General features: G+C 62.2%; 20 protein-coding genes. 12 read left to right on the forward strand and 8 right to left on the reverse strand.

Annotation, left to right across the window (positions count from 1 at the left end):
- Positions 1-95 precede the first annotated feature (95 nt).
- The 6 genes from ACMYLB_RS00435 to ACMYLB_RS00460 all read left to right on the forward strand — a co-directional run bounded on the left by ACMYLB_RS00435 (position 96) and on the right by ACMYLB_RS00460 (position 5096).
- A complete protein-coding gene (locus ACMYLB_RS00435) occupies positions 96-896 on the forward strand; it encodes a prepilin-type N-terminal cleavage/methylation domain-containing protein (protein WP_415907005.1) in 801 nt (266 codons plus the stop codon).
- Positions 897-901: 5 nt separating this feature from the next.
- A complete protein-coding gene (locus ACMYLB_RS00440; RefSeq protein ID WP_415907006.1) occupies positions 902-1687 on the forward strand; it encodes a phosphoribosyltransferase in 786 nt (261 codons plus the stop codon).
- Between the two features lie 173 nt (positions 1688-1860).
- On the forward strand, positions 1861-4002 hold the full coding sequence (locus tag ACMYLB_RS00445; RefSeq protein ID WP_415907007.1) for an LPD1 domain-containing protein: 2142 nt from the start codon (positions 1861-1863) through the stop codon (positions 4000-4002).
- A gap of 68 nt (positions 4003-4070) precedes the next feature.
- Entirely contained in the window at positions 4071-4346 is a 276-nt protein-coding gene (locus ACMYLB_RS00450; protein ID WP_415907008.1) for a hypothetical protein, read from the forward strand.
- A 23-nt stretch (positions 4347-4369) separates the two neighbouring features.
- Entirely contained in the window at positions 4370-4615 is a 246-nt protein-coding gene (locus ACMYLB_RS00455; protein ID WP_415907009.1) for a hypothetical protein, read from the forward strand.
- 19 nt (positions 4616-4634) lie between these two features.
- Positions 4635-5096, forward strand: a complete 462-nt coding sequence (locus ACMYLB_RS00460) for a hypothetical protein (protein ID WP_415907010.1) — start codon at positions 4635-4637, stop codon at positions 5094-5096.
- Here ACMYLB_RS00460 and ACMYLB_RS00465 read toward each other — a convergent pair.
- The 8 genes from ACMYLB_RS00465 to ACMYLB_RS00500 form a co-directional block, all read right to left on the reverse strand.
- Entirely contained in the window at positions 5059-5829 is a 771-nt protein-coding gene (locus ACMYLB_RS00465) for a hypothetical protein (RefSeq protein ID WP_415907011.1), read from the reverse strand. The genes ACMYLB_RS00460 and ACMYLB_RS00465 overlap by 38 nt on opposite strands.
- Positions 5830-5845: 16 nt before the next feature.
- Positions 5846-6802 carry a nucleotidyl transferase AbiEii/AbiGii toxin family protein gene (locus tag ACMYLB_RS00470; protein WP_415907012.1) on the reverse strand — a complete coding sequence of 319 codons (957 nt, stop codon included), beginning with the start codon at positions 6800-6802 and terminating at the stop codon, positions 5846-5848.
- 102 nt (positions 6803-6904) lie between these two features.
- The gene (gene abiEi, locus ACMYLB_RS00475) at positions 6905-7408 is read right to left on the reverse strand and encodes a type IV toxin-antitoxin system AbiEi family antitoxin (RefSeq protein ID WP_415907013.1); all 504 of its coding nucleotides are present in this window, start codon (positions 7406-7408) and stop codon (positions 6905-6907) included.
- Between the two features lie 86 nt (positions 7409-7494).
- Positions 7495-7743, reverse strand: a complete 249-nt coding sequence (locus ACMYLB_RS00480; protein WP_415907014.1) for a hypothetical protein — start codon at positions 7741-7743, stop codon at positions 7495-7497.
- A gap of 280 nt (positions 7744-8023) precedes the next feature.
- Entirely contained in the window at positions 8024-8260 is a 237-nt protein-coding gene (locus tag ACMYLB_RS00485; protein ID WP_415907015.1) for a hypothetical protein, read from the reverse strand.
- A 34-nt stretch (positions 8261-8294) separates the two neighbouring features.
- Entirely contained in the window at positions 8295-8825 is a 531-nt protein-coding gene (locus tag ACMYLB_RS00490; protein WP_415907016.1) for a hypothetical protein, read from the reverse strand.
- Positions 8826-8863: 38 nt separating this feature from the next.
- Positions 8864-9610 (reverse strand): hypothetical protein, encoded by a 747-nt coding sequence (locus ACMYLB_RS00495; protein ID WP_415907017.1) that lies wholly within the window; start codon positions 9608-9610, stop codon positions 8864-8866.
- A gap of 72 nt (positions 9611-9682) precedes the next feature.
- Positions 9683-10300: a ParA family protein gene (locus ACMYLB_RS00500; protein ID WP_415907018.1), complete on the reverse strand. Its 618-nt coding sequence runs from the start codon at positions 10298-10300 to the stop codon at positions 9683-9685.
- 55 nt (positions 10301-10355) lie between these two features.
- Between ACMYLB_RS00500 and ACMYLB_RS00505 the strand changes: the two genes are divergently transcribed.
- The 6 genes from ACMYLB_RS00505 (at position 10356) to ACMYLB_RS00530 (ending at position 19156) form a co-directional block, all read left to right on the forward strand.
- Complete coding sequence (locus tag ACMYLB_RS00505) at positions 10356-10562, forward strand: hypothetical protein (protein ID WP_415907019.1); 207 nt, start codon at positions 10356-10358, stop codon at positions 10560-10562.
- A gap of 363 nt (positions 10563-10925) precedes the next feature.
- Positions 10926-11204 carry a DUF4326 domain-containing protein gene (locus ACMYLB_RS00510; protein ID WP_415907124.1) on the forward strand — a complete coding sequence of 93 codons (279 nt, stop codon included), beginning with the start codon at positions 10926-10928 and terminating at the stop codon, positions 11202-11204.
- Between the two features lie 135 nt (positions 11205-11339).
- Entirely contained in the window at positions 11340-12095 is a 756-nt protein-coding gene (locus ACMYLB_RS00515) for a hypothetical protein (protein ID WP_415907020.1), read from the forward strand.
- 339 nt (positions 12096-12434) lie between these two features.
- Positions 12435-14006, forward strand: coding sequence for a hypothetical protein (locus ACMYLB_RS00520; protein ID WP_415907021.1), 1572 nt, complete (start codon positions 12435-12437; stop codon positions 14004-14006).
- A gap of 18 nt (positions 14007-14024) precedes the next feature.
- Positions 14025-14441: a hypothetical protein gene (locus tag ACMYLB_RS00525; protein ID WP_415907022.1), complete on the forward strand. Its 417-nt coding sequence runs from the start codon at positions 14025-14027 to the stop codon at positions 14439-14441.
- Positions 14442-14461: 20 nt separating this feature from the next.
- Positions 14462-19156 carry a beta strand repeat-containing protein gene (locus tag ACMYLB_RS00530; RefSeq protein ID WP_415907023.1) on the forward strand — a complete coding sequence of 1565 codons (4695 nt, stop codon included), beginning with the start codon at positions 14462-14464 and terminating at the stop codon, positions 19154-19156.
- Positions 19157-19183: the final 27 nt, after the last annotated feature.

Genomic DNA, 19183 nt, shown 5'->3' on the forward strand with positions numbered 1-19183 from the left:
CGAGCACGCTGCACGGGCGACGAGAGAGCAACAGATGGGCCTGGGTCTGCGCGGCCCTGGTATCCGCTGAATTTCGTTCCAACCCACTGATGAAAATGAAAACGCAACCTGTCCAGCAACCGCGGCGTTCGCCGCTCAAGTCCAATAAGGGCTACACCCTGATCGAAGTGCTCCTCGTGACGCTCATCATCGGCGGCATCATCGCCGCGATCGGCATCCCGACGTTCAAGACGATCCGGCAAAACAACCGTGTCGATTCCACCTACAACATGCTCCAGACCTACGCGAATGCGGTCGGTCAGTTTGACCAGACCAGCGGCATGGGCACGTTCCCAATTTCGCATTCGGCTTCGGCCGCTGAGGTCACAGCAAATGCGACTGGCACCCTCGCCACGGCGACGGCCGCGAATTTCGCGAACGCGGCGCGGTTCGACCAGGTGCTGATCGGCGCCGGCATCGTGAACACGTTCTTCGCCCCGCCGATGGGCAGCCAGACGAGGCTGCCGACGGGCTGGACCACCACGAGCGCCGACCTGCTCTGGTCGCCCACCACGCGCGTCTTTTCCGTCAGCCCAGACACCGCCACGCCGGCGCACAACTGGTCGCCGATTTCCAGGATCGAGACGATGACGAGCATTCCGGCGACGGCGCCCAATGCGGCGAACGGCGCGAACTTCCTGCTCGATGGCGTCAACAATCTGCCCGCCTCCGTCGTCGTCGTCAGCGCCGTCATCAAGGGTGCGTCGGCGGCCGACGCCTACCTGTTGGCCCAAAAATACAACCCGCAGCTCCTGGATGCCTCCGCCTCCGGTTCGGCTCAGAACCGCGGCCGTGTCGTCTGGGCGACGCCCAGCAACGGCACCTGTGACGTTTACGTTTACCTCGGGCACAAGTAAGCACGATGGTCTTTCCGTGGCCCAAAGGATTTCCGCGCATCTACTCGACGGCTACCGTCGAGCAGGTAAGCGGACATCCTGACTTCGAGGCCGCGAAGCACGGCGACCGAACGGCCGCCGTGCGTTTGGTGGATTCGATCGCCGATCGCGATCTTATGCGCGCCGTCGGGCTGCGATACCCAGGCGCGGGGCTAGTCGTCGTCGCTAGTCCGACCGCGGAGAACGGGAACCAGATCCCCTACGCATTCGCTTCGCTGTTCTCCACGCGCAGTGGATTGCCGCTTCAGCAAGGCGTGGTAAAGACCAACAAGCCTGCTCACACCGGCAGGGGGGCGGCGTATCGTTTCGCGCACCGCGCCGAGTATGCCGGCCACCTCGATGCCGGCCGCAACTATGTCCTGCTCGATGATGTCGCGACACAGGGCGGAACGATTTCCGAGCTGCGGCAGTTTGTTTATCAGCAGCGGGCTTCGGTCGTAGCGGTCGCTACCCTCGCCTACACGCCGAGTCGTGCCATGAGCGACGGGCGCACGCTCCCGATTACACGGGAGACTTTCGTGGCTCTCGATCAGAAGCACGGGATGGAGAACGTTTCGCGCATGCTCGCAGGCCTCGGAATCTACGAGGGAAATGTTCAGTGCCTCACGGAGAGCGAGGCGAAACTGATTTTCAAGGCGCAGAGCCTGGATGCTTTCATCAACGAAATCCGCCATGAGCAGCAACGATCCCAACCCATGCCCCCCCTCCCCTCGCACGGCCCCCGCAGCGGGAAAACCCTCGCTGCTCGCTGAGCCGGTCAGCGTGCCGATCTCCGCGGTGGAGATCGACCAGTTGCGCGCCGATCAGGCGGCATCCCTCGCGTTCTACGGCCTCCATTGGGCCGCGCATGAGGGCTAAAGACGGGGAATGAATCGTAAACCGTGGCAAGCCGGCTTCGCCGTGTGTGCCGATAATGAAAGCCTGAATGAATACACCTCTCCCTGCATCCCCCGGGCGCATCACCGACTTCGGCAAGAAGATTGGCGGTGCGCGGAAGGACCTCCGCGGCAATTTCCGCCTCGATGACATCGCCACGCTTACGGCCGTCGAGCGCGACAAACTCGTGCGCAAGGACATGGTTTGGCCGACGCCAGACTACGCGGCGCTGATCGCCAGCGGTTACACGCGTGAAGCCGCTGCGATGGTGAAGATGATGCGCGACGCATTCCCTTCGGCTCCGCAGGTGATTGCGACCGCGGCTGAGGAAATTCGCGTTTCTGCATGCGAGCTGTTCGTCAGCGCGATCAACACCGCGAAGGCGATTTGTCAGCAGGGCAAGACGCCGGCGGAACTGTCGCAGGCCTATCGCAACCATGAGGACGCGGCGGTTTATCTGAGCCACGTCGAGATGAACCCGGAGAGATCGGTGAGCTGGCGCTCCTCGGCCGGAAGCCGCTTGGACGAGTGGCGTAATGGCCCCATGAGCTTCGATTGGCGCACCGTCTATTCGATGCAGGAAACGTTCTCCTCTTTCGGGATCGGCCAGCTCGATCGCACCACGCGCCGGCTGCTTCTCAAGAACAAGGAATGGCCCAACGGGACATCACTGGCGGAGGCATGGCTGCGGAAACAGAGCTTCAGCATCGTGCCGCTCCCGGATGGAGGATTTGGCCTCGGCGAATACGACAGCCCCGCACCGTCATATCGTTACGACTACCTTCGCCGCGGTCCGCTCGCGGCTCTCGTGGGCGTGACGTTCAAGGATGAGCAGGAGGCGAAGGCTGCGCTGCGCAAGGCGGCGGAGGGCCGCTTCACGGAGAAGCGCGCCGCCGCCAAAGCGAAGCGTGATGCCACGCTGGCCCGCGCCAAAGGCGCGGTCGTTGATGACGGATACCGCCGCAACGGCCCGGACTGGCGCGCTGGCCGCGTCGTCGTCGGCAACGACTATCTCCACGACTTCGCGCTTCGCGGCGGCGAGTTCGGCCTGTGGGTCAATCAGCAGGAGCGCCAGGAAGTCCTCGATCGCGGCTATGATGCGTTCCGGGACTTGGCAGAAATCTACGGCTGGACTCCTGAGTCGCTTTCGTTGGGCGGCAAACTAGCGATCGCGTTTGGCGCCCGCGGCCGTGGCGGTTGGGCTGCGGCGCACTACGAGCCGGGCCGTGAAGTTATCAACCTTACCAAGCCGAGTGGCGAGGGCTGCCTGGCTCACGAGTGGGCCCACGCGCTCGACCACTATCTCGGGAATCGGGCGCATGCGCTTGGGATCGTCAGCAAGACGACAGACCTCGGCGTGATGCTCTCCAACTGCGAACTTCGGCGATTGGTCCCTCTTGCTCAGGAATCGGACGAAGTGCGCTACATCCGCGAGATTCGCGCCGCGATGGAAACCATCTGGCGCGTCACCTACCCCTACACGCGCGCCGATCTCATCCGCGACGCACAGAAGAGCCACGACGAAGTGCTGCGCAATGCGGTCAACCAGGTGGCTCTGATTTACAGGACGATTCCGAATCTCTGCATCCAGAACGGACGCACTCCCGAGGAGGCGCAAGTGATCGCCGACGAGTTGAAGCCGCACCTCGACAAATTCGTCATGCCTGGCGCGCGTCACGACATCTTCACCGTGGAAGAAACATGCGCGCTTATTCGGCAGCGCGCTGGCCGCAAGGGCAACACGGCGTGGATCGACAACAACCTGGGTTACTTCTCCCACCATCTGCGCCGCACGAGCGACGCGCTCACGGTGGCCCTCGCAAAGCCGGAAGAGTGGCAAGGCCCCCCGCGCACCGAGGAAACTAAATACGTGGCGGCGTGCCGCAGCCTCGATGGCGAGAAAAAACGCTACTATGCGCTACCTCACGAAATGTTCGCCCGGGCGTTCGAGGCAGTGACCTACGACGCTCTAAAGAGCCAGGACGGACGCAGCAGTCCATTCCTCGTGCAAGGCACCTTTGGCGAGGCCTACCCGCAGGATGTCGAGCGCAGCAGTCTGGGCCAGCAGCTCGGAACCGTTCTTCGGAAACTCCAACAACACCTTCCCACGGTGATCCGCGAGGCGGCGCCGGCGATGCCGCCGCTTCCGACGGCCGCAGGAAACGCCGCAACCAGAACGCAACGTCGATGAACCCAATCCCCTTCCCCACCCTCGTGAACACGCACAGCCCCAAAAACGCGGAACCCGTCCTCCGTCGGATGGCAGACACTTACCCTGCCGTTGCGGCCGAATTGACCAGACTCGACATCGAAGAAGCAACGAAGGTCTTGAGCGCTTTGCTTACCGAGTCGCCCGTCGGCGATGATCTGAGCGATGAAGATCTCGACATGCTCGCGCTGACGTTGGCGGAGGCCTGCGCCGACATGGTTGGCCTCACGGCTGACGAAATGGTCGCGCAAGCGACACTCTCACCCGAGGAGTCCGATCGGTTCGACGCCATGCGTGCGACGCTCGCGCGAGCGTCGCGAGTCTGAAAACTGCGATTGGAGGAGCGAACATGAAGCCCAAAGAAAAAGCCGAATACGCAAAGCTCACGACCGTTGAAGAGCGCGCAGCACGGCTGCTCCGCGCTGCACAGCGTCCATCTGGCGTTGAGGTTAAGCCCGATGTCGCCGGCGACAGTCTGGACCTCTGCTGGCGTGTCGAAATCGCCGGCGTGATGATGCCGCAGAAATACACCTGCCCGACGGCGAAGGAGGCCAGCGATCAAGCGCTGGCGTGGCTCCAATCTAAAGCCGCTTGATGACCGCGGTGGGCTCGGCGTGACGAAGGAATCACTCCAGCGGCAGTTTGAGAAATTCCCGTGGCCGATCGTTGAGAGCGACAACGGTGGCATTTTCACCGACTCCGGGCGTAGCGCGTGCGAATGCACGGCTTACGCAGAGCACGTGCGGAAGGTTTTGGGTGCGGAGCGAGTTGCAGTAGTTGGTTTCTTCGAGAGCGAGAACCCCGGCTCAGAAGTAGCGCGAGATTGTGGCGGGCACGATTTCGCGCTGGTTGATGGCCGGTTTGTTGTTGATCCGTGGCTGCGCGAGGTGGACGGGCGATCCCAAGCGATCGCCTTCGACACCGCGCTTGAATCCGATCGCGAGACGATCACCCGGCTCTACGGGCGGCGCGAAACGTGGAAGCCGCTTAAAGGCCTTGGGCAAGTTCAGCAGGCGCCCGCGGCACCATTACCGATCGTCAGAGCGGATGCCCCAAAGGCTCGCGGCTCACGTTGATCTCGATGCACGCGGCGACGCGGCCCTCGCCGGCGCCGTAGCACTCGATCCAGCCAGGCAGCTTCTCTGGCCTCTTCATGCGTGTGAAGCTGCGGATTGTCCCGTGCAGTCGATGCGCTTTGCCGTAGCCCAGCGACAGGACCACAGGCCGGCCCACCGGGCAGGTTGATTCATTCCACCGCGGACCATAGATGCGGTATTCCGTGGTTTTGGCCCCCCTCTCGAAGGCATCGAAAAAAGCACGCTTCAACGGAATGAAGAGCGGGGGCTTCGCGGAGGGCGCGCCGGCAAGCTTGCCGGCGTCCCGTAGCTTTGCCCCCTCGGTTGCGAATCGCGCCTTCAGCCGGTCGATCATGATGCTGTTCCGGTGCGGACTCTCAGATGGCATGTGCACGATCGCGCACGTCGCCGGCGACGTGCCGACGCTGATTAGTCCGACGCTGTAGTGATCGAGGACCGCGAGATCCACGCGGCCGACGTTCGGTTCCCAGATCGCGATGAAGGATCGGTCTGATGCAGGCAGATTGATGAACGCTTGCTGCACTGCTCGTCGCCAGTCACTGAGCTTCGCTTCGATCGCCCAGAGTTCAGCGCCGGAGAGCGCCAAGACATCCACACGGCGCTCGTAAACGGGACACTGCTGCATTGCCTGCCCTTCCGGCAAAGAGTTGAAGTGCCTGGCGATGATCTCCTCGATCATCGCCTCGGTAATGGCGGAGTTCTTTTGATCCATTGGGAAGCGTTACCGTTTAGCGGGGCTTCGTCTTTTTGGCCGCGGCCGACTTGCTCGGCGCACGCGGAAGGGGCGGCATTGATGCCGATTCTCGGCGCGCGGTCCGTCTCTTTTCAGGATTCGCGGTATCCAGCTTCGTGCTGACCGCGTTGAGAACGCCCGTGATTTCACGGCTGAGGTAGTCGAGATAATCGGTGCGCAGTAGCGTGCGATCGAGCGTGGCGGGCTCGATAAAGCGCCGCATCTGCGCGAGGTATTCGGGGCTTCGGACCACGTGGGGCACCTGCGTTACGGCCGCTGCATAGCGCTCCGCCAGCGTCTCCGCCGGCACGGCGTAGTCCTGTGCCTTTCTCATCACCAGCTCGGGACTGAGCGCTGCGTTGCGGCGTAGGAGCCACGCGATGTCCCAGATGTCACGGTGGCGGATTCGGTGGGAGTTGAGTGCCGCCTTGGTGCCGTCCTCGTTTGTAAGCGAGAGCGGGAGCGCGAGCGCTTTGTCTGCCAGAATCTCCGTCAGCGACTCCGTGGGGATCAGAATGTCGGCCATGCCCTGCATGGTCCGATACGGCGTGCGCAACGGCGTGAGTTCGCGTGTGTGCGCAGGCACCGCGGCGAACTCGATCTTGATCCGCTGGCTTGGCAGCGACCGGTTTTCTGGCGCCGTCTGAACGATCACGGTCCATGTGGCGACGGGCACGCTTTGGGGGCCGCGATCGGCCGCGAGCTTCGGTTCGCGGAAAGTGAGCGGCAGCCCAAAACGGTCGCCAATCTTACGCGAGAGGCAATCGGTGATGCCGGCCATGTCCGCGGTGTCGAATCCACGGCCGCACGCGAAGTCGAGGTCTTCGCTGAATCGCTCGGCGCCGTGGCACAGCCGCAAGCACGTTCCTCCTTGGAAGACGGCTTTGCGCAGATAGCCGGCTTCATCGAGCGCTTGCAGGATGAAATGATGGAGAAGTTCTTTCTCGATCACAGGGCGGAGCAATGCTCCGCCCTGCGACTCTTGCATAGCTGCGGACACCAGGTGTTGGAAACTTTGGGATTTGGTCATGGGAATCGGAGTTGTCGCTGGTGGCTAGTCTTCCTGGTCTAGGAGCATGTTGACGTTCCGCCCGACGCGGCGCAGGTCCTGTTCGGCGGCTCCTGGCGTGGCCACGCGGAGCGGACGGCCGTCAACGTGGACTGACCGAGCGAGCATTTCTGCGGCCGTCCGCTTCGTGTGGGTGAACTCGATCGTGCCGAGCGTGGTTCTCACGACGCCGGCGCTGCCGTCTGTCATCACCGTCAGGACCAGCGGCACCTGCGAAATACGCCCGTGTTCTGAGAGAGCAGATTCAAGGCTCACATACATGAAGCATCCCGGTCTCGCGGCACGGGCGATTTCTTCGAGGAGATGCGGATTTCGCGGCGCCAGTGTGTTGATGTAGAGATCGCGGGCCACGCGAGTGAGCAGGCCCGCGGTCGTCATGCGCGAGAGCGATTTCACCAACGTCTTCTCCGACTCTTCAGGGAAGAGTTTGTGGATGTCTTTTTTGCGGAGAACCGGATGACGCTCTAGTTTCCGCAACGCGGCATACATGGCTGCGTTTAGCATGTGCCCCGAGCTTCGGAGGCCACGCCCGCTAAGTCAATAGAAACCCCCCATAAAAGGGGGGTAGAGGCTTACTAAGCGCAAATCCGAACCGTGCGCGCTCGCTCGCGGAGCATGCCGCCGGCGGTTCCGGCGATCAGATGCAGAGGCGTTCCGCCGAAGTATTGGATGCGAACACCGGCGATTCGTTCGAGCGAGTCGAACCGGTGGGCAAGCTCCGTCGGGGTGGTCTCGCGACCATCGCAATAGATCGGGTCTTCGGTGCTGCCGCGCCGATCGAGCGCGCGCAGCCATTCCGCGAAGGTCATCTCGGAGGTCTTCATCGGTTTCTCGTCCTGGCTTCGCTGGCGGCTGGTTTCTGAGGGAGTGGAGGCATGTCTGGGACCGAGCGTGAACCCACATCATCCAGTTTCACCAGGTCGATCATGTCGCGGCCCACGGTCTCGATCGGGACGATCATCCCGTGAGCCCACTCGACGGGCTGAATCCGCAGACGATCGCCGTTGTCCTCTACCACGAGGTAAACGGCATACGGCTCGCCGGCGTCCCGAAACTCGGGCCGGATCGTGCAGTATTGCGCAGGCGAATCGCTGGTGTCCCCGCTCATCGAGCGCCGGCGCCGATCCTGGCGCGCAAGTCTTCGTTGTAAGCGGCCAAGCCCCTCTCCTGCCCCGCCAGATCGTGAGCGTTCTCGCCCTGGGCGTCCGTGACGGCCGCCAGCACGTTGGAGACTTCGGCATCGAGCCACGCTTCATCAGCGAGCAGCTTTTCGGCCTCTGCCTCGGGAAGGATGCCGCGCACGCAGGCGCGGACGTGAATTTCGGCAGTGGATAGCGTCATGGTTGGATTGGGTGAAAAATAGGAAAATAGGAAATTAGCTTTTTACGGCAGTCGGCGGCTTTAGGCGAGCTGCCGCTTGGCGGAAAAAGTCCTCGATCCGGCGCTTATCCCAGCGCCGCCGCGCGGCGAGGCCGTCCCGAATCGCGAACAACTCGGTCTGGATCGGTTGCCATTCGGCATGGGTAAGCACGCGGTCTTTACAGCGGAATGATGCGCCTGGTGCAACGAGGTAGGAGGCGACGGCCAGATATGGCTCGGCGCGGAGCCATAGTTCCCCGGCTTTCTTGGCCAGTGCGTCCATTTCCCGCAGATCACGCGCGGCGGTGGCTGTCACGAGGAATGCAGCCTCTTCCTTCGTCGTGCCACCAGTCAGCGTGGCCGTCGCGACCAAGTTCTTGGCCACCGTGTCACTCACCAAGATTTCGAGGCGGACGAAACCGTCCTTCTTCTGCCGTGCCCGCTGCCTTTGCTTTCGCAATGTGGCGCTCAACTGGCCCGTGTGGCGGCGTGACCGGTCACGCTTACCTGTGGGAGTTTGAGGGGATTCTGTGAACACGGCGGACACTGTAACTGATGATGGCGAGGACTTTAAGCGGATGATTGTCAACTCTCAGCCGCACCCTCCTTGGGGAAGCGTTCGTTGACAAACTGCCGGTATGCCTCGGCGAGTTCGGGCGTCACGCCCGACCCATTTTCGCCGGCGGGAAGCTGCGAGAGCGCGAAGAGCGACACCATCGTGTCGTTCACCTTGCGGTTCACGCCCTGCATGTTGAGGCCGAATTTGAAGCTGAGGAGGTGTTTCGACAGAGCGGGATCGACGTTATAGCAGACCTTCTTCGGCGGGTCGCCCTGGGCCATGAGTTGGTTGGGGGGATTGCGTGGAGTGCGCTTCTCGCCCGCCGCCGAGGGTGCGGCGGGTGCGGGAGCGGCAGGCGGGTGCGCCTTCTTGGGGCTGGGCGGAGGCGAGGACTTGGGCTTCGGGGCCGGCGCGGCCGGCGGAGCATCGGAAGCTGGGGCCGCCGCGGGCGCGGTATGCGCTGCAATGGTTGTGGCAAGCAAGCGTGCGCCCAGCGCGGCTGCTTGGGCTTTCGCGTCACCGTTACCGACGGGCTTTTTGGGGGATGTGCTGCTGCGGACATGGGCGGTGTATTGGTTGAGGTCGTTGACGAAGCCTCGGAGTGAATTGAGAAAGTAAATGCCGGTGGCCAAGATCAGGCCGGCGCGGACTAGGCTTAAACTGGGCGGCATTGGCACCAGGTAGATAGCCCACGCGGCGGCGATCGGGAGCAGTCCGCGACGGATAATGCGGAGCCAAGTAGCGCGCTGCACCTTCGGCAGCGGGATCTTCACGCTACCGATTTTGATCCAGTGTGCATCTACGGCCATATTGCTAGGAAGCTAAAAAACTAAAAACCTAGAAACCTAAACAAGCAATGACAGAATCTCGGTCGCGACGGCCGGCAGCTCCTTGGCATACTTGCTCGTGGTTGCCCTCGCCCACCCGCCGGTCGGTGGCGGGAAGCGGGCGTCGCGGTAGGGCTTGCTCTCGTGGATGCGGTTGCGGAGCGCCGGCACTCCGATTTGCTCGGTGAAGGCTTGGAGATACGTCTCGTCGCTGTCGCTGTGCCCCTCGCGAATGCGGTTCCAGATCAGGCGGATCACGGCTTGGGGCCGATGCTGCTTGAGCAGAGCCACTGTTTTGCCGGCAATGCGGATGTCCTCAATCGCGGGGGTTGCGGGGACAAGGTAGAGGTCGGCGGCTGGCATGGTATCCATGATCGCGGCGAAGTCGCCGCGCCCTGCGGTGTCGATCAGGAGGAGGGCTGCGGGGCGGCTCGGCTTCGTGTCGGGCTGCGGCAGAATTTCGATGTTGGGCAGCTTGGGGAGCTGTTCGGTCAGCCAGGAGCTGGTGGTGCCTTGCATGTCGAGGTCGCACACTGCGACGGCAACGCCGCAGTGATTGAGCGCCATCGCCTGGAGGCAAACCAAGGTGGATTTGCCGACGCCGCCTTTGCTCTGGGCCACGAGAACGGTTTTCATCTTGCTGCTAAGAAGCTAAAAAGCTAAAAGACTAGCAAGCTAAAAAACTAAACCCATGAAACACCCCCGCCAGGACCTTTCAGATCCAATGAACCGCGTGGCGCTCGCGCGCGCGGCCCTATCCTCGGTGCTCGCAGCGTTCTACGTCGGCTGCGCGCTCAGTGAGCGGCAATGGTGGCGTGTCGGCGGGGTCGGGCTTGTGCTCGTCTTGGCGCTGTGGGATTTTTGCCGGCGTATCATCCCGCCGGTGGAGAGAAGCTAAAAAGCTAAAAAGCCAGAAAGCTAAATGAGCCTCGCTTGCCCATTCGATCCTGTCCCGGGTGTGCTCGTGCGACGCCTTGGCGTCGGCTTGGTGGTTGTCCGAAGCAGAGCGATCCACAAAGAGCCGCAGGCCTTCGCCGGCGTTAAGACGCGCAAGGATGGTTGGTGTCGCATCACGGGCCAGTTTCTCCCGAAGGGGAGCCGGGCGTATAGCCCGCTCCGGCGGGCGGCGTCCTATTGCTACATCTCAGCCGAGGCGATCGAGAACACGGCAGAGGGCGAGTCGATAAAAGCTAAAAAGCTAGAAACCTGTAATGGCGGGCTGCCGGTTCGGGTTCAGCTGCGCCGGTCGCGGGGCTGGCGCATGCCGCCTGAGTGCGTGAAGGTGGCGCGCCCTGGGCGATGGGGAAACCCGTTTCGGGTCGGCGATCCAGATCCACGGAATCCGGCGGCCGTCTTGGATAACGGCCGCGCGGTCGAGCTGTTCGAGGCAAAGATTCGACAGGAGGGGTGGGACTTGTCTCCGCTTTTCGGGAAGAGCCTGGCGTGCTTTTGCCCTCCTGGGGTGGCGTGCCATGCCGATGTTCTGCTGCGGATGGCCGCCGAGCAGCAGGCGCGGGCGGGCACGAAACGCAAAAAATAGAAAACTAGCAAACTAGGTATTTAGCAAAGCTAAGAAGCTAAAAATCTAAAAAGCTAAAAATAAGACTTGTGAACCGAGTGGACTTGTCTCAATAGTGTCATTATGCACTCTACCGAAACCTCCTTCCGCTCCGCCATGAAGACCGCCCTGTTTGCCATCGCCTCGCTCGCGCTTGTCGCCGTGAATCGGGGCATGGCTGCAACGAATACTTCCGAGCAAACACCTGCGTTTGCCGATCTCTCCACCGTGCCGGCCCTCGATGTCGGCGACCTTCCCCGCGGCTGTGTTCCGCGTGCTGTTCTCTTCGTTGACACGGTGCGCGCCGTTCGCCCCGAAATCAGGGCCAATGTCACCGTGACCGAGCAGGGTAAGCATGCCGTTGCGGTTCTCTCCGACGGCAAGCGCGTCTTCGGCTACGACGGCTACAACGGCGGTTTCTCGCTCGGGAATGATATGGCGCTTCTTCGCGCGCCCTATCGTTTCGAGAAAAAGCTCCAGGAATTCGTGACGAAGCAGATCATGGTTGCCTACGAGCGCGGCACTCGCGTCCTCGACATCGAAGGCGAGATGACGAAGGCCCGTGCGCTCAATGTCGTCGGCAACCTCATTGCCCGCATGGCGAAGGACCGTCTGCCGATGGCCTTTGGCTACTCGACCGACGAAGGCGAGCAACCCTGCGCGATGTTCGTCTATTCGGGGCGGCTCTACGTTTACTCGCCGTTCTCGGGCACGCTCAGTCGTCCCATTCCCGAGGGCGAGGAGATTGATATGCTGTCGATCTTGGCCGACATCGGCAAAAAGAAATACGGCAGCAAGAAATTCGAGATTGTCGCCTACCCGGCGCTTAACAATCCGCAACCCGGCGTGCAGGTCGCCGCGGTGGCGAAGTAATCCGTGCCGATGAAGATACTCCGTTGCACGATACTGCTGCTTGGCTTCCTGGCGTCCTTTATGGACGCCTTTGCCGTTGTTGAAGAGTGGGATTATTCCTTCCAGCAGAACACCGGCACTCAAAGCTTGGGATTCAATCAAGTCGGAAAAAACAACGGTGTCGGCGCCGGAGTGGTCACGTATGTGAGTTGGGCGACGGTTGTATCCCACGTTGATGCGGAAACGCTCGATTGGGAATTCTTCATCAACACAGACGGCGTTGCACCGGGGCGCTATCTTATCGGATACGCATGGGTGTTGGACGATGGTAACGGCAATTCTTGGGGCCTGAATCAATATGTGACGATCACATCATCGGCGACTTGGGTTCCCTACGATGTGATGACGCGAGACTGGTATGACACCTCCTCGTGGTCGCCTGATCCGAGCACGGTTCCCTACGGCCAGAGCTTCACGCAAAGCAAGAATCAGCAACGCGACTGGGAGCGTGGCGAGTATTTGAGCACGGACCCGACGCAGAAACGATACCAGACCGTTTACTATACCAACCAGACTATCTACCAATCCGCGACGGGGACGCAGGTGACTTGGACGCCCTACAATATCATGACGCGAGACTGGTATGACACCTCCTCGTGGTCGCCTGATCCGAGCACGGTTCCCTACGGCCAGAGCTTCACGCAAACTAAGAATCAACAGCGTGACTGGGAGCAGGGCGAAGTGTCCAACCTCGGGGGCAAGCGGAACGTCTCGACGTATAACACCTACCAAACGCTGAGCCAGCCGGCTACCGGCACCCAATTGCAGGGGCAGAGCGTTTCAATCTCTCCTGTTAGCCAGACGGTGACGGTCGGGGCGGCGGTCACTTTCACCGCATCGGGCGGACAGAACGGTTATGTGTGGGGTGGTAGCTCCGGCGCCTCCGGCTCGGGTTCGACCAAAGCGGTCACTTTCAACTCCGTGGGCACTGTTACGGTGACAGTCTATTCGCCTGCCGGCGGCGCATACACGGCCTCGAACACGGCGAGTGCGACGGTGACAGTGGTGGCGGCGCCGACGGCGACGCTGAGCCGCACGATCAACAGCGGTGCGTATCCTGGCAACGTGACGCTGAACTGGAGCACGACGAACGCGACGAGCGCGACGGTGAGCGGTCCTGGCTTCACCGGAGCGCAGGCAGTGAGCGTGCCGAGTGGATCGAGCACGCTGGGCAGCCTGGCGCCCGGCACCTACTCGTGGACGTTGACGGCCACGAACTCGGCCGGTGCGACGGCGACCTCCACGGCCTCGGCGACGATCACGCAGGCCGGGCAGACCGTCTCGATCTCGCCGACATCGAGCACGGTCGTCGCCGGCGGCTCGGTCACGTTCACCGCCTCCGGGGCGCAGAGCAGCGCCGGCTACACCTGGGGCGGCAGCTCGGGCGCCTCCGGCTCGGGCTCGACCAAGGCGGTGTCCTTCCCGACGGCCGGCACCTACACCGTCACGGTGCAGTCTCCGGCCGACACCAACTATTCCGCTTCCAACACCGCCTCCGCCTCCGTCACCGTCGTCAACCCGACTGGCAACGTGACGCTTTCGGTTTCGAGTCTGGATTTCGGGAGCGTATATCGCGACACGCTTGCCGGCACACCGACAACCGCGACCAGAACGGTTACGCTGTCCAATCCAGGCAACTCGACGGTGACAGTCACCGCGATTGGCGTCAGCGGAAAGTATGCTTCGAGCAGCCTTTCGCTGCCCTACACCCTGACGCCAGGTGCGAGTGTCACGCTCACGCTTACCTTCGGCCCGAACGCGGCGATCGGGAGCAACACCGGCACGCTCACCGTCACCGCCAGTTCCAACACGGCAACGTGTTCGCTCACCGGCACCGGCCTGGCTCCGCGCATCGGCATCTCGTGGTTCTAATTTCGATCACTACGCATCATGAAAAAAATACTTCTCTACATTATCACGGCCGCCGCTGCGTGCTCGCTTTTCTCCGCGGAGCCGACGAAAGCGCCGGCTACCCCGGCGCCGGCCCCCTTGGGGAAAGGTCAGCAACTTGCCCCGGTTGTAAGCGAAAGCTTCGTGATGCCGAACGGGCTCCCCCTAGAGCGCTATCGTGAAGCCGAGAAGTTTATCCGCGAAGCTTACAAGGCCCCCGAGTTGCAGGATGCGGTGAAGCGCCTCAATGAGGCCCTTGCCGCGCTGGAAAAGCGCGTCGTGGATCTTGCGGCGCAACGCGCGCCGGATCGTCGCGACGACGTGCAGAAAGTCGTCGATTACCGCCGTCATCTACGCGAGCAGACGGCAGGCAATGCCACGGTAACGAACGCACAGGAACCGAAGGCGAAGAAATAATCGTCCATCGCAGCCAAGACATGCGACATTTCAACATAGCCCGTATCGTCGGCCTCGCGTTGTTCGGCCTCGTGCTGAGCAGTCGAGCTTTTGCGGAGGCCTACACCTATGGAACGTGGAATGTCGGCAATGGTGGTGCCTTGGTCGCGGGCAGCACTCAGGTCGTTTCGGGCAGCAACGGCGGGTTGGTGATCTATGGGGAATCTGATGGCGGCCAGATTTGGGCCTACAACAACAGCACTGGGCAAAGCGTTGTTCTCCACACCCAGTATTGGGGTTGGCACAGCGCAACCGCGGTGATGAACGCAGCGAGTTGGAACGGGGCCGCTAATTGGACACCGCCAAGCGCGGGATATTGGACGATCTACGGCAGTTTGCTGGCTAGTGGCAGCCGCTACGTGGATACCCCAGTGATTTCCTTCTACGCGAAGTCGCGCAGCCTGAGTATTTCAGCGCCAGGCACCGCGTATGCCGGTTCAAATGTCTCGATCACGGCGAGTGCGGCGACCGACGGCTACGATTCTGAGCAGATCGGCTTTTGGCATGTGCAGTATTCTACGGACGGAGGTGCGTCGTGGAACTGGGGTAGCTCCGATGTGAACGTTGGGGCCAACCGATCGCAGACCTACAACATCACGGCTGGCGGCACAGGCAGCACTGTGGTTCTCCGCGCCAAGCCTGCGTTTCGCGGCGGAGCCGCCGGCGATGTGGATTACAACGGCGGAGCGATCGACTGGGGCGGTTCATGGGATACTTGGGGAACGCCTCCCGCGAAGTATGCGTATGTGAGCATCGTTGCGCCGCCGAATTCCGCGCCGTCCATCTCGTGGTATGACATCCCCGGCACATTCTACTACGGCGGCACCCACTATGCCAGAGCGCAGGCATCTGACCCCGATGGCAATCTCACGCGCATTGTGGTTCAGCGAAGCACCAATGGAGGCGCGTGGGAGGCTTACACTGACACTTCCTTCGGCTCGACATCCAGCAGTGTCTCGCCGGCAACGACGTTCTCCGTTGGTATCCAACCAAACAATTACTACACCTACCGCGCCGCCGCATACGATGCGATGGGGGCAAGTTCGACTTGGATACAATCGGGCAACTACTATCCTACGGATCGCTACCCGATCGTAAACACGGCCGTTAGTGCCGGCACGATCGCATTTGGTCAGAGCGTAACAGCGTTTTCGACAGCGACAGATGCCGATGCGAATTTGGCATTCCACGGTCTCCTCGTCTTGCGCCAGGATGGAACCGACTGGAATCGCGGGACCATGACGGATCACAGCACGGGGTGGGGCAACCATCCTACGACACCGTATATCACAGCCGCGTCCTACACGAGCGGCGTGGTCTCAGGCGGAAGCAGCAGTCGCAGCATCACTTTCCTACCGACATGGGTTGGGTCTGTCACTTTTCACTCCAATGCGAACGACGGGATTGTTTGGGCGTCCTCTGACACCAACAACTGGAATAACAACTGTGTTGGCTATGCGTCCGTAACCGTGACGAAGGCCACCCCGTCGGCGACCTTCGCTGGCAAGGCTTACTCATCCAGTCGATCGCTGACCGCCGCAGACCTCAACGCGTCTTTCGCCAATCCCTATTCCAGCTCTGTCGCGACTCCCACGGGAGCCGTCTCCTATACCATCGTCGCTGCCGCCGGCACCGGCGCGGCCCCCTCCAGCGGGGCGGTCGGTGTCGGCACAGTGCTCTATCCTGGCAGCTACACCGTCCGGGCGACCTACCCGGGTGACGGGAACTACAACTCAACCTCTGTCGATGCTACGTTCACGGTCTCGAACACCGTCCCCTCAACGACGCTCAGCGCTTCGCCCGCGTCGATGACATGGGGCGGATCTGCGACGATCACGAGCACGACGACGGATGCGGACGCGAATCTGACTTCCCACGCAATCGACTACTCGACGGATAATGCGAGCTGGGTTGCTGGCGGGACGACGTGGAACGGCACGACTTCCAGCGCAACGCGGTGGGATGGTGCGAACACATCGAGCAACACGCTCACCGTCACCTGGAATCCGCCTTCTGCCGGTATCTTCTATTTCCGATCGCGCGGTGCGGACTCGACTGGCGCGACCTCATCTTTCCAGACCGCGACGGTCACGGTGGCGAAAGCCAACCAGACTGTTTCCATCTCACCATCCAGCCAGACGATCACGGTTGGGGGAACCATCACCTTCACCGCAAGTGGAGGGAACACGAGTTACACCTGGGGCGGCTCCGCCGGCGCCAGCGGTAGCGGATCATCCAAGGCGGTTGTTTTCTCTACCGCCGGCACGTTCACCGTCACGGTCGTTGATTCCGGCAACACGAACTACAACGGGTCCAACACCGCGACCGCAACGATCACAGTAGTTGCGGCGCCGACGGCTAGCCTCGCCAAGACTGTCGCGAGCGGGACGTATCCCGGCAGCGTGACGCTCACGCCGTCATTTGCCAACTCGACATCGGCCGCGATCTCGCAGAGCGCGCCGACGAGCGGGACCATCACGAATTCGCCGACATCAGGGACTGGTGTTTCGCTCACAAATCTGAATGCCGGTTCCTACACTTGGACCCTGACGGCCACCAATGCCGCAGGGACAGCAGCAACGTCCACGGTCTCACAAACTATCGCTCAAGCTCCGCAGACATCAGTTGCCGTGTCTCCAACGACGGCCACGGTGACGGCGGGCGGGTCTGTCACCTTCACGGCTTCCGGTGGACTCAGCAGCGTAGGTTACACTTGGGGTGGAAGCGCATCTGGATCTGGAAGCAGCAAGGCGGTCGCGTTTGCCACGCCTGGCACATACTCGGTCACTGTTTATGCGGGGGCTGATACCAACTACACGGCCTCGAACACGGCGAGTGCGACGGTGACAGTGGTGGCGGCGCCGACGGCGACGCTGAGCCGCACGATCAACAGCGGTGCGTATCCTGGCAACGTGACGCTGAACTGGAGCACGACGAACGCGACGAGCGCGACGGTGAGCGGTCCTGGCTTCACCGGAGCGCAGGCAGTGAGCGTGCCGAGTGGATCGAGCACGCTGGGCAGCCTGGCGCCCGGCACCTACTCGTGGACGTTGACGGCCACGAACTCGGCCGGTGCGACGGCGACCTCCACGGCCTCGGCGACGATCACGCAGGCCGGGCAGACCGTCTCGATCTCGCCGACATCGAGCACGGTCGTCGCCGGCGGCTCGGTCACGTTCACCGCCTCCGGGGCGCAGAGCAGCGCCGGCTACACCTGGGGCGGCAGCTCGGGCGCCTCCGGCTCGGGCTCGACCAAGGCGGTGTCCTTCCCGACGGCCGGCACCTACACCGTCACGGTGCAGTCTCCGGCCGACACCAACTATTCCGCTTCCAACACCGCCTCCGCCTCCGTCACCGTCGTCAACAGCTCAGGCACAATCGTATTTCCCGCCGCGGCCCCTGGCGGGAGCAGCACACGAACACTCGCGATCGGAAATACCGGCAACTCTGTCCTGAACGTCACGACCTTGACGGCCGCCGGCGACACAGTGGCCGCAGAATTTACCTCTGCTGCTTCGTCGGCAACGACGGCCGCGAGCAGCACCACAAACGTTGTGCTGACATTCTCTCCGGCCACCACGGGCACGCGAACAGGCGTGCTCCAAGTGGTGAGCAACGATTCGGCGGCGACCCCCCTCTACTACGCGCTGCAAGGCGACGGCTCGAACATTCCGACCGCGACGATCAGCGCGGCGCCGGCGACCGGCACCGCGCCGCACAACATCACCGTTGTGTGGAGCACAACGAATGCGACGAGCGTAACGGTGAGCGGAACAAGCCTCACCTCCACTGCGGCCAGCGGCTCGCAGGCGGTCAGCGGGTTGCCCGCCGGCACCCACGTTTACACCGTGACCGCGACGGGACCAGGCGGGACGGCGACTCAATCGGCGTCGGTGGTGGTTAGCCCGCCTCCCGTCACGCTGACTGTGACGGTGGTCGGATCGGGGAATGTCACCGGCGCCGGCACCTATTCCCAAGGTGCGACGGCGACTCTCACGGCCGCAGGAACAAATGGCCAAGTGTTCAAGAGTTGGAGCGGGGCGATGTCGGGCAACGCCAATCCCGCGGCGTTGCTGATGGACAGCAACAAGGCCGTGACCGCGACATTCGGACCGCCGATGGCGGTTCTCACCGTGAACATGAACGCCGGCGGATCAGTGACCGGAGGCGGTTCGTATTCGATTAACGACATGGCGAGCTTCAGTGCGACGCCGGACTCCACTCACTATTTCGTGGGGTGGAGTGGCGACTACACCGGGGCTGCAACGGCCGGCTCGATCCTCATGGACACTGACCATGTGGTGACTGCGACCTTCGCCTCCAAATTGGCCCAAACGATCACCTTCCCGAACCCCGGCGATCTCGAAATGCGGTCTGCGCCTTACACGTTGACGGCAGACGCAACCAGCGGTCTCCCGGTAACGCTGGTTGTCGTCAGCGGCCCCGCTACGATCTCGGGCAAGAATCTGACCGTGACCGGTGCGGGCCAGATCACCGTGAAGGCCTCGCAAGCAGGCAACAGTCTCTATCTCCCGGCGCCGGATGTTACCCAAATCTTCAATGGCGTGATTACGCCGCCTACGGTGACAGCCCAGGGCGAGAGCGCCGGCAAGGTGAAGAAGGATGGCACGAAAGAGCAGAACGCGCCTGTCCACTACATCATCAAGAACAACTAGCCGGCTTTCCGGCTTGAGGGGGTAACG

The organism is Oleiharenicola sp. Vm1, assembly GCF_047777955.1.
Classification (GTDB): domain Bacteria; phylum Verrucomicrobiota; class Verrucomicrobiia; order Opitutales; family Opitutaceae; genus Didemnitutus.

Bases quoted from the DNA above. Each gene is read 5' to 3' on its own strand.
- ACMYLB_RS00435 (WP_415907005.1), top strand. From the start codon at position 96: ATGAAAACGCAACCTGTCCAGCAACCGCGGCGTTCGCCGCTCAAGTCC.
- ACMYLB_RS00440 (WP_415907006.1), top strand. From the start codon at position 902: ATGGTCTTTCCGTGGCCCAAAGGATTTCCGCGCATCTACTCGACGGCT.
- ACMYLB_RS00445 (WP_415907007.1), top strand. From the start codon at position 1,861: ATGAATACACCTCTCCCTGCATCCCCCGGGCGCATCACCGACTTCGGC.
- ACMYLB_RS00450 (WP_415907008.1), top strand. From the start codon at position 4,071: ATGGCAGACACTTACCCTGCCGTTGCGGCCGAATTGACCAGACTCGAC.
- ACMYLB_RS00455 (WP_415907009.1), top strand. From the start codon at position 4,370: ATGAAGCCCAAAGAAAAAGCCGAATACGCAAAGCTCACGACCGTTGAA.
- ACMYLB_RS00465 (WP_415907011.1), bottom strand. From the start codon at position 5,829: ATGGATCAAAAGAACTCCGCCATTACCGAGGCGATGATCGAGGAGATC.
- abiEi (WP_415907013.1), bottom strand. From the start codon at position 7,408: ATGTATGCCGCGTTGCGGAAACTAGAGCGTCATCCGGTTCTCCGCAAA.
- ACMYLB_RS00480 (WP_415907014.1), bottom strand. From the start codon at position 7,743: ATGAAGACCTCCGAGATGACCTTCGCGGAATGGCTGCGCGCGCTCGAT.
- ACMYLB_RS00485 (WP_415907015.1), bottom strand. From the start codon at position 8,260: ATGACGCTATCCACTGCCGAAATTCACGTCCGCGCCTGCGTGCGCGGC.
- ACMYLB_RS00500 (WP_415907018.1), bottom strand. From the start codon at position 10,300: ATGAAAACCGTTCTCGTGGCCCAGAGCAAAGGCGGCGTCGGCAAATCC.
- ACMYLB_RS00505 (WP_415907019.1), top strand. From the start codon at position 10,356: ATGAAACACCCCCGCCAGGACCTTTCAGATCCAATGAACCGCGTGGCG.
- ACMYLB_RS00510 (WP_415907124.1), top strand. From the start codon at position 10,926: ATGCCGCCTGAGTGCGTGAAGGTGGCGCGCCCTGGGCGATGGGGAAAC.
- ACMYLB_RS00515 (WP_415907020.1), top strand. From the start codon at position 11,340: ATGAAGACCGCCCTGTTTGCCATCGCCTCGCTCGCGCTTGTCGCCGTG.
- ACMYLB_RS00525 (WP_415907022.1), top strand. From the start codon at position 14,025: ATGAAAAAAATACTTCTCTACATTATCACGGCCGCCGCTGCGTGCTCG.
- ACMYLB_RS00530 (WP_415907023.1), top strand. From the start codon at position 14,462: ATGCGACATTTCAACATAGCCCGTATCGTCGGCCTCGCGTTGTTCGGC.